The organism is Anaerovibrio sp. (assembly GCF_045637405.1).
Lineage (GTDB): Bacteria > Bacillota > Negativicutes > Selenomonadales > Selenomonadaceae > Anaerovibrio.
On sequence record NZ_JAZTZI010000042.1, the window covers coordinates 1 to 6,790 of the forward strand.

A 6,790-nucleotide genomic window follows, 5' to 3' on the forward strand; every position below is an offset into this window, starting at 1 on the left:
TGTTGACAAAGTAACCTCATATCTGTATAATAACGCTTGTGAGGTTGAGCGAACACAAAACTTCACGAAAGATTCCCCGATAGTTCAGTCGGTAGAACGGCGGACTGTTAATCCGTATGTCGTAGGTTCGAGTCCTACTCGAGGAGCCATTTTACCCCTGGGGTGATTGGGGTATAGCCAAGTTGGTTAAGGCACGGGACTTTGACTCCCGCACTCGTTGGTTCGAGTCCAACTACCCCAGCCAAAACGGTTCACTAGCTCAGTTGGCAGAGCACCTGACTTTTAATCAGGGTGTCCCGGGTTCAAATCCCGGGTGAGCCACCATGAGTTCTGTTTTGGAAAGTTAATATTATGACTCACTAGCTCAACTGGTAGAGCATCTGACTCTTAATCAGCAGGTTCGGGGTTCGAGTCCCCGGTGGGTCACCATTTATATGGGCGCTTAGCTCAGCTGGGAGAGCGTCTGCCTTACAAGCAGAATGTCAGCGGTTCGATCCCGTTAGCGCCCACCATTATTATGGCCCGGTAGTTTAGTTGGTTAGAATGCCGCCCTGTCACGGCGGAGGTCAGGGGTTCAAGTCCCCTTCGGGTCGCCATTATGCCTCGGTAGCTCAGTTGGTAGAGCAGGGGACTGAAAATCCCCGTGTCAGTGGTTCGATTCCGCTCTGAGGCACCATTTTTATGCTGGTGTAGCTCAATAGGTAGAGCAGCTGACTTGTAATCAGCAGGTTGGGGGTTCAATTCCTCTCGCCAGCTCCATTGATCCTTACGCGGGTGTAGCTCAATGGTAGAGCCCCAGCCTTCCAAGCTGGTCACGTGGGTTCGATTCCCATCACCCGCTCCATAATAATAAAGTATTTTTGCCGGGGTGGCGGAACTGGCAGACGCACGGGACTTAAAATCCCGCGGTAGGAGACTACCGTACCGGTTCGATTCCGGTCCTCGGCACCACTAATAAAATACTTGATTGTGATAATTTAATATGCTATAATGTTTAATGTTATGCGGCCGTGGCGAAACGGCAGACGCGCTAGCTTCAGGCGCTAGTGGGGGTTGACCCCGTGGTGGTTCAAATCCACTCGGCCGCACCATTTATAATTATTAGTAACATGCGGTTGTGGCGGAATAGGCAGACGCGCTACTTTGAGGGGGTAGTGATCACAAGTCGTGTGGGTTCAAGTCCCACCAACCGCACCATTTTAGAAATAACCGAGTTTTGCTCGGTTTTTTTTGTGAAATTAAAAGGAATTTGGAGGTTTATGACGAAATAAAACCATACTGAAGACGATTGTGTAATTTAGGGATTTTTAATATTAGATGGAGGGATTATATGGCAGATTTTATGAAGGATTCCAGCGTTAAGACAAAATTAATGTTGGTAGCTGGAGTGACCATCTTTGTAGCAATGCTGGTTATGGGTGTTGTTCTTAATGGAATAATTACAAGTAATCAGAAAGATTCATTCCAGGAAGAAACAAATCTCCAGGCTGTTCAGGTGGATAACACTATGAACATTTTTCTGGAGGGGCTTCGTGATGGCTTAGTTAATATGAGTAATGATCCCGTTTTGCGTGCAGGTGGCAATATTACCGTCTATAGTGATGGTGAGGTTGATTCCAAGGACATGATCGCTATGGATCCTGCAGCCAAGGGTGGATATGAGCTTGCGGCATATGAGGTTTTCCATCGCTTTGCTGAAGCAAACAAAGGATCAGTCTCTGTTGTGAGCCTTGGTACTACTGATGGTGGTTATTTACAGTATCCTGCTGTTAAGCGTAAGAAGGGCTATGACTCCCGTACCCGTGACTGGTATAAGGAGAGTATGGCAGCAATGGACAAGGTTCGTATTACCGCTCCATTTATGACATCCAAGGGTACCCCTACTATTGGTATTTTTATGGTACTGAAGGACAATGTAAATAATCCTATTGGTGTTCTTGGTATTAATATCGACCTTCCAGTTATCACTGATATGATTAGTGAGATTAAAATCGGCGAAAGTGGTTACATGGTAGTGGTTGATTCCGAGGGTACCATTTTTGCGGATCCTGCAAATCCAGACCTGAACTTTAAGAAGTTATCTGAGGTTGAAGGTGAGTTCAGTTCCTTGGCATCTGTAACATCCGGCATGGTTGAGATTGAAATGGATGGCGTTAAGAAAGTTGTTTCCGTTTATACCTCTCAGCAGACTGGTTACAAGTATTTGACCGTTGTTGATGAATCCCAGCTTCTTGCACCGGTCCGTCACATGCGTATAACCTTGGTGATTGTCCTTGTTGTAGCTCTTGCTCTTGTTCTTGGCATGATCTACATGATGTGTACTGCCCTCTTCAGACCTCTTAGAGTATTGGCCAATGCGTCTGAGGAAATTGCCGATGGTAATATTCGTCAGTTCCGTATGGACTATGATGCCAACGATGAAATTGGTCGTCTTTGTACAGCCTTTGTTCAGATGACTGAGCATCTCAAGAGCCTTTTGGAGCAGATTCAATCCAGTTCTCAGCAGGTTTCTGCTGCATCCAATGACCTGTCTGATGGTTCTGATCAGTGTGCTGAAACCATTACCCACGTTGCCGGTAAGGTTTCTGATATTGCCGGTGCTGCACAGCAACAGAATGATACTATGATTACTGTTGTTGATCAGATTCGTAACATGACTGATAATGTTTCTTCCATTGCAACCAGTGCTGAACGCATGAGTAGTGCTTCTGCGAATGCAGGTGAAGCCGCCAATAAGGGTGAGGCTTCCATTAAGCGCGCAGTTAGCCAGATGAATCAGATTTCTACTACTGTGGAGCAGTCTGCTGGTGCAGTTGCCAACCTTGGTGTCCGCTCTCAGGAAATTGGTGAGATTATTAATACAATTTCTGGTATTGCTGATCAGACTAATCTGTTGGCTCTCAATGCAGCTATCGAGGCCGCAAGAGCAGGTGAGCATGGTCGTGGCTTTGCCGTTGTAGCTGATGAAGTACGTAAGCTGGCAGAGCAGTCCTCCGAAGCTGCTGCTGAGGTTGCTTCTATAATTCAGGCTATCCAGAGTGAGACTCAGAAGGCTGTTAACAGCATGAAGGAAGGTACTGCTGCAGTTAGAACTGGTAGTGAAGTAGTAGCTGAGGCCGGTACCCAGTTCCAGCAGATTGTAGACAATGTAAATGAGGTAGATGCCCTTATTAAGGAAGCTGCCCAGGCTGCAAATGCAACTGCTGATTCCAGTATGGCTGTGCTGAATTCCGCTGAGGATGTTGAGCAGGTTACCAAGACAGTGACTGCCAGCATTGATGCTATTTCTTCTGCTACTGAGGAACAATCAGCTACCATGGAAGAGATTGCTGCTTCTACCCGCAATCTGTCTGATTTGGCTGATGAGCTTCAGAGAGAGCTTAAGAAATTCAGATTCTAATTTATCGTTAATAAAAACCAGTGTCTTTCGGGGCACTGGTTTTGTTTTGCCATAAAAAAGGCGATATATAGAAGTTTTTCATAAATATATGATACAATACTATTACTTTTTATGAATATATAGTGTAGAGGTTAGTCCATGTTATTCTTTTTCTCTATTTTATTTGTTGTACTGACAGCAATTATAATGATTACTCAAAAAGCATTGGGAGTTATTATATCACCTGAACAGCTGAGTAAGGTACAGCGAAAACTGCTTTATGTTGATATTATTTTAATAGTTGGCATGATTCTTGGATTTACCAAGCTGCATGGTACAACAGCAGGTGGCATTATTTTACAGGTGGCCACTATGCTTTTTATGGCTCAGATTATCTATGATTGGTTGGCCTTGGCCTACGTATTGGTAAGGTATTTGAAAAAAAAGCTGTTTGATGTGCCGGAGGATCCACAGCGCCGTAAATTTTTGAAGGGAGCCGCAGTTTTGCCTGCCGCGGCAGTGGCTGTTTCTGCTTATGGTGGACTCATCGAAAGAAAGCAGAACGTGGTAAGGCGTTTTGATGTTCCGGTTGAAAATATACCTGATGATATAAAGGGCTTGTCCATTATCCAGCTTAGCGACATTCATCTTGGGCCTTTTATGGGGTTGGAGGAGCTTGATAAGCTATTAAGAGAGGCTAGTGGAATTGGCGGTGATATGCTTGTTATTACAGGTGATCTGTTTGATGATAACAGGATTAATTATAAGGCTGCCAAGGTGGTGGACAGTTACGTTGATTGCTTTAAGTACGGTATATTTTACTGCTGGGGAAATCATGAGCACATGCGTGGTATTCCAGCCATCAATATTGCTTTAGAAGGCACAAAAATAAAGAAGCTGGAAAATTCCTTTGAGATGGTTGCAGGAGAAGTATTGCCAGTTTATATAGCTGGAGTAGATTATCCGATTAAACGGGATCAGTTTGATTTTTTGAAGGAAAAATACACTGAGCTTGCCCTAAAGGAGATTCCGTCGAATTCAGTAAAGATATTGCTGGCCCACCATCCTGATTTTATTGACTCAGCAGCCAAATACAACGCCAATCTGGTACTGACAGGCCATACCCATGGGGGACAGTTGGGATTTTTTGGTATTCCACTTGTACCACCAATATTCAAATATTTGCGTGGTTTATATCGTGTGGGAAATACTATGGGGTATGTGCATTCAGGGAATGGCAGCTGGTTCCCATTCCGCTTCGGCTGTCCGCCGGAGATTGCGGTGTTTACTTTGACAGAAAAATAGCAATAAAAAAAGTCGCCTGATGGCGACTTAATTTTTTTATGGCGGAGTGGGAGGGGTTCGAACCCTCGCGGCCTTGCGACCCTAACGATTTAGCAAACCGTCCTCTTCAGCCTCTTGAGTACCACTCCATATATGGCGGAGAGGGTGGGATTCGAACCCACGGTGCCGTAAGGCATCACTGGTTTTCAAGACCAGCTCCTTAAACCACTCGGACACCTCTCCATAGCAGTAAACATTATAACAAAATAAAATATTTACTGTCAAGGAAAGTGTAAATAGCAAAATTAAAAAAGGATGGTTTTAAACATCCTTTTTAGACTTTGGGGAAGGCCGGCTACAATCACGTTCAGCTATAAGAAGTTCAAGCTTTAACTCGTATAGCATGGCATTTATTTCCAATAGAGATTTATTATTTTGTAAACCATGTAAAATCACTGCATCACGCTCGTTTTTTACATCCAAGGTATAAAACTGGGCTAAACGCAGTAATAGTTGCAGTTCATCCAGGCTGGTATTAATGGCTAGGCAAATGCAAATCAAAACATCACGGCTGGGGTTTCGCTCCCCACGGAAAATCTTATATATATAGTCACCTAAATTGGCCGCACGGGAAATTTCTGCCATAGAAATTTCATATTTTTTAGCCAGTGTATTCAAATATTCTGCTGGGGTAATATTAATAAAATCGCTTTGATGTTTCTCTATGAAAGCCTTTAAATCGTCTTTGTCAATTAACTCAGAGAGCAAAGCACTTGTATTCGCCATATGTTATAATTCACTCCCTTGAAAGATTTTCTGCATATAATTTTGCCACAGAATGGCCAATAAGTCTTGGACTAACTGTCCAATTTTATATAATTGGATTTTTTTCTTCAAAGAAGAAAAAATTGAATAACGGCGTTATAATCAATATAGGGAGTTGATAAAATGCCTGCCATTGATTTTCTCGACGAAAGTTTCGTGGTAGAAAGGGAACTTTCACGAAATGAACACGGTATTGTTATGCTGGTAAAAAGAATAGCTGATGATAAATTATTTATTCGCCGGGAATACCGGGAGGATAAAAGAGATTTGTTTTATAAATTAAAGGAATTGGATATACAAGGGATTCCTCACATTTTGTATGTTCTTTTTGCAGGCAGAACTGTTGTAATTGAAGAATATATTGAAGGTATTTCCCTGGAGAATGTAGCTCAGGGAAATGCGGCTTTACCTAATTTTACCATAACGGGGTTATTAAAGGACATATTGCCTGCAATACAGAAATTTCATGGAGCTGGCATTATTCATCGGGATATTAAGCCGGAGCATATCATATTGGACAAAAATCTTAAGCCATATTTGATAGACTTTGGCATTGCCCGCATGAATAAAAAGCACAATACCCATGATACGGAGATTCAGGGAACACGCCGGTTTGCACCTCCGGAGCAGTTCGGATATCAGAGTACAGATGAGCGGTCCGATATTTATTCACTGGGACAAACTCTGGCTACACTTTTGCCAATTATTCCTATGACACCACATGAAAAGAGGATTATTGAAAAGGCAATGGCATTTGATCCGGCTGACCGTTACCAAAGTGCCGAGGCAATGCTAAATGCTTTGGAAAATCCGCCACAGAAGGTAAACTGGTATGTATTGGTGGGGATAATTCTCCTTGTTATTGGGGCGTGGGGAGTGTGGTATCATCATACTCGTATACAGGAGCAGGATACCAGAGGAGTCACTGACGAAATAAATATAGATGGAGAATCTCCTGCAGCTTTACCGGAGGGTGGAGAGACTAATAGAGGAAAAACTGCTGAACAAGGTGGAGTAACAATACCATCGAAGGCTGAAACAAGAGAAAAGTCCGTGGATATCCAGGCTGTGCCTACAGATAATAGGCCGCTGCATATAGCTCAGGGAAGCAGCAGACAGAAAACAGTTAATATAAATGGCTCCAATGTAATTGTAACCGCCACCAATACTGGCGCGCAGCTAAATGTGCAGCTTTCGGACAATATGGGCCATTCATCGGCTTATTCCTTTAACTATCAACCACCGGCCATTCATAATTATGATAACCCGAATTCCATGGATGGGGATATTATATTTATGGAT

At 43.3% G+C, this 6,790-nt stretch carries 4 protein-coding genes and 14 tRNA genes; 15 read left to right on the top strand and 3 right to left on the bottom strand.

The genetic code is table 11. From position 1 onward, the window contains the following. Positions 1–73 precede the first annotated feature (73 nt). From ACKI5G_RS03230 to ACKI5G_RS03295, 14 genes are all read left to right on the top strand, one after another. Positions 74–149, top strand: a tRNA-Asn gene (locus ACKI5G_RS03230). 18 nt (positions 150–167) lie between these two features. Continuing rightward, a tRNA-Gln gene (locus ACKI5G_RS03235) sits at positions 168–244 on the top strand. 4 nt (positions 245–248) lie between these two features. Continuing rightward, positions 249–324 (top strand) — tRNA-Lys (locus tag ACKI5G_RS03240). Between the two features lie 29 nt (positions 325–353). Then, positions 354–429, top strand: a tRNA-Lys gene (locus ACKI5G_RS03245). Between the two features lie 7 nt (positions 430–436). Continuing rightward, a tRNA-Val gene (locus ACKI5G_RS03250) sits at positions 437–512 on the top strand. Between the two features lie 7 nt (positions 513–519). Continuing rightward, positions 520–596: transfer RNA gene (locus tag ACKI5G_RS03255), tRNA-Asp, on the top strand. Positions 597–600: 4 nt separating this feature from the next. After that, a tRNA-Phe gene (locus ACKI5G_RS03260) sits at positions 601–676 on the top strand. A gap of 7 nt (positions 677–683) precedes the next feature. Then, positions 684–759: transfer RNA gene (locus ACKI5G_RS03265), tRNA-Thr, on the top strand. Positions 760–770: 11 nt separating this feature from the next. Beyond that, positions 771–844 (top strand) — tRNA-Gly (locus ACKI5G_RS03270). An 18-nt stretch (positions 845–862) separates the two neighbouring features. After that, a tRNA-Leu gene (locus tag ACKI5G_RS03275) sits at positions 863–951 on the top strand. 53 nt (positions 952–1,004) lie between these two features. Then, a tRNA-Leu gene (locus tag ACKI5G_RS03280) sits at positions 1,005–1,091 on the top strand. Positions 1,092–1,111: 20 nt separating this feature from the next. Beyond that, positions 1,112–1,197: transfer RNA gene (locus ACKI5G_RS03285), tRNA-Leu, on the top strand. Between the two features lie 133 nt (positions 1,198–1,330). After that, the gene (locus ACKI5G_RS03290) at positions 1,331–3,400 is read left to right on the top strand and encodes a methyl-accepting chemotaxis protein (RefSeq protein ID WP_407397606.1); all 2,070 of its coding nucleotides are present in this window, start codon (positions 1,331–1,333) and stop codon (positions 3,398–3,400) included. 138 nt (positions 3,401–3,538) lie between these two features. Then, positions 3,539–4,684 carry a metallophosphoesterase gene (locus tag ACKI5G_RS03295; RefSeq protein WP_407397608.1) on the top strand — a complete coding sequence of 382 codons (1,146 nt, stop codon included), beginning with the start codon at positions 3,539–3,541 and terminating at the stop codon, positions 4,682–4,684. 39 nt (positions 4,685–4,723) lie between these two features. Here the strand turns inward: ACKI5G_RS03295 and ACKI5G_RS03300 are convergent. From ACKI5G_RS03300 to ACKI5G_RS03310, 3 genes are all read right to left on the bottom strand, one after another. Then, a tRNA-Ser gene (locus tag ACKI5G_RS03300) sits at positions 4,724–4,812 on the bottom strand. Positions 4,813–4,817: 5 nt separating this feature from the next. Further along, positions 4,818–4,906: transfer RNA gene (locus tag ACKI5G_RS03305), tRNA-Ser, on the bottom strand. Positions 4,907–4,984: 78 nt separating this feature from the next. Continuing rightward, the gene (locus ACKI5G_RS03310; RefSeq protein ID WP_407397610.1) at positions 4,985–5,449 is read right to left on the bottom strand and encodes a helix-turn-helix domain-containing protein; all 465 of its coding nucleotides are present in this window, start codon (positions 5,447–5,449) and stop codon (positions 4,985–4,987) included. Positions 5,450–5,611: 162 nt separating this feature from the next. Here ACKI5G_RS03310 and ACKI5G_RS03315 point away from each other — a divergent pair. Next, positions 5,612–6,790 (top strand): serine/threonine protein kinase (locus ACKI5G_RS03315; protein ID WP_407397612.1); only part of this gene is annotated, 1,179 nt, incomplete at its 3' end.